The following is a 1,977-nucleotide window of genomic DNA, read 5'->3' as shown; positions in this document are numbered from 1 at the left end:
ACTTCAAGTGGATCAATGACAGCTTCGGCCATCCCGCGGGTGACGACGTACTCGGCGCGGTGGCGAAGGCGCTGGGCGAGGTCACCAGGCCGGCCTGAAGAAGACGCTGCCGGGGATCGTCCGGAAGGTCTTGTTGGACGCGTCGGTCAGCGGCTGGCCGTTCATGAGGATCGTCCAGCCCTTGTCGGCGATCTTCGGGTCGACGCCGATGTGCAGGTCGGCCTCGGTGTCGACCTTCACGGTCTTCACCTCGGCGCCGTTGCCGGAGTCGCCCTCACCCTTGTCCTGGAGGCACTGCTGGAGCTTCTTCTCGTCGATCTTGGAGCCGCCGTTCCAGCACGTCGCCTCGGAGTTCACCGAGTCGGAGCCGATGGTGACGGTGGCGACCGCCGTCGGCTTGTCGCAGGCGGACAGGACGAGCAGGCCGGCGGACACCGCGCCGAGGACGGCGAACCCGCGGCGCGTGGCCGGGCTGAACTGACGTGCGGCTCCGCCGCGGGGCAGGGATGTCATGGGCGAAGGCTATCGGGCCCGTTGGAGGGTCACGCCACGCGGGGGTGCGACGCGCCGCGTCTGGCCGACGCCATGAGCGCCCGTACGGTCGTCAGCCAGCCGAGTGCCACGATCAGCGCGCCCACGCTCAGTCCCAGCGGCCCGCGCAGCGGCAACGCGATCCCGATCGCTCCGCCCACCACCCACGCCATCTGCAGCAAGGTCTCCGAACGGGCGAACGCCGACGTCCGCACCAGCTCCGGCACATCACGCTGGATCAGCGCGTCCAGCGACAGCTTGGCCAGCGCCTGGGTGAACCCGGCCACCGCCCCCAGTACCGCCACCACCGCCGCACCGAAGAACACCGCCGCCGACACCGCGACCGCCACCAGCGTCCCCACCACCGTCACGATGATCACCTCCGGCGCCCGGGCCCGCAGCCACGCCCCGACCGCCGTCCCCAGCGCGTTCCCCGCCCCCGCCGCCACACCGACCACCGCCAGCGACACCGCCGCGCTCTGCCCCGTCAGCGGATGCTCGCGCAGCAGGAACGCCAGGAAGAAGATGAGGAAGCCGCTCTGACACCGCACACAGGCGTTGGCCGCCAGCGCGTGTGTCACCGCCGGCCCCACCGTCCTGAGCCCCGGCCCCTTCCGCCGCCGCTCCTTGTCCCTGTCCTTCTCCCTCCCCCTGTTCCTGGTCCCGTCACTGCGGTCGGCCCCCGTCGCCGCCGGCTCGGCGACCGGGTCCCAGCGGGCGTCCACGGCCGCCGCGAGATGCTGCTCGTCCGCGGCCAGCAGTGCCCGCCGCTCGCCGCGCGCCGAGTCGACCTTCGGCGGCAGCCGGAACGAGAGGAACGCGCCGCCGAGGAAGAGGAGACACGCCCCGTACAACGGCCACCCCGGGCCGATCATCTGGAGCCCCGCCCCGACCGGCGCCGCCACCCCGGTGGCCAGCAGCCCGCCGAGCGTCACCCGCGAATTGGCCTTGACCAGCGAGAACCCCTGCGGCAACAGCCGGGGCACCACGGCACTGCGCACCACCCCGTACGCCTTCGAGGCCACCAGGACGCCGAGCGCGGCCGGGTACATCTCCAGGCTCCCGGTCGCCACCGCCCCCGACAGCACCAGCGCCAGTACCGCCCGGGCCAGCATCGACCCGGCCATCGCCGCCCGCCGCCCGTGCGGCAGCCGGTCCAGCAGCGGACCCACCACCGGCGCCAGCAGCGTGAACGGGAGCATCGTCACGGCCAGGTAGAGCGCCACCCGGCCCCGCGCCTCGTCCGTCGGCACCGAGAAGAAGACCGTCGAGGCCAGCGCCACCGTGATCATCACGTCGCCGGCGCCGTTCACCCCGTGCAGCTCGATCAGCCGCCCGAGCCCCGACTCGCTGGTGCTCGGCAAGGTCTCCGAGGTTCTGGTGCCGGAGCTGAAGCCGGGCACGATCGTGCTGACCCTCGACCCGGCGGCGGCCTACGCCAACCTG

Annotated in this window: 2 protein-coding genes and 1 pseudogene; 1 reads left to right on the top strand and 2 read right to left on the bottom strand. The window is 72.7% G+C overall.

Annotated elements, in window-relative coordinates:
- Window positions 1–95 (top strand): annotated as a pseudogene (locus ABZ863_RS35580) (diguanylate cyclase); the annotation flags it as partial.
- Here ABZ863_RS35580 and ABZ863_RS35575 read toward each other — a convergent pair.
- A complete protein-coding gene (locus ABZ863_RS35575; RefSeq protein ID WP_358544178.1) occupies window positions 82–513 on the bottom strand; it encodes a hypothetical protein in 432 nt (143 codons plus the stop codon). The pseudogene ABZ863_RS35580 and the gene ABZ863_RS35575 overlap by 14 nt on opposite strands.
- 29 nt (window positions 514–542) lie before the next feature.
- Entirely contained in the window at window positions 543–1,895 is a 1,353-nt protein-coding gene (locus ABZ863_RS35570; protein WP_358544175.1) for an MFS transporter, read from the bottom strand.
- Window positions 1,896–1,977 lie beyond the last annotated feature (82 nt).

This window comes from Saccharomonospora sp. NPDC046836 (assembly GCF_040645195.1).
Classification (GTDB): Bacteria; Actinomycetota; Actinomycetes; order Mycobacteriales; family Pseudonocardiaceae; genus Prauserella_A.
This window is presented reverse-complemented; position numbering and strand designations above follow the sequence as displayed.

Coding starts and splice junctions, on each gene's coding strand:
- ABZ863_RS35575 (WP_358544178.1), bottom strand. CDS start 513: ATGACATCCCTGCCCCGCGGCGGAGCCGCACGTCAGTTCAGCCCGGCC.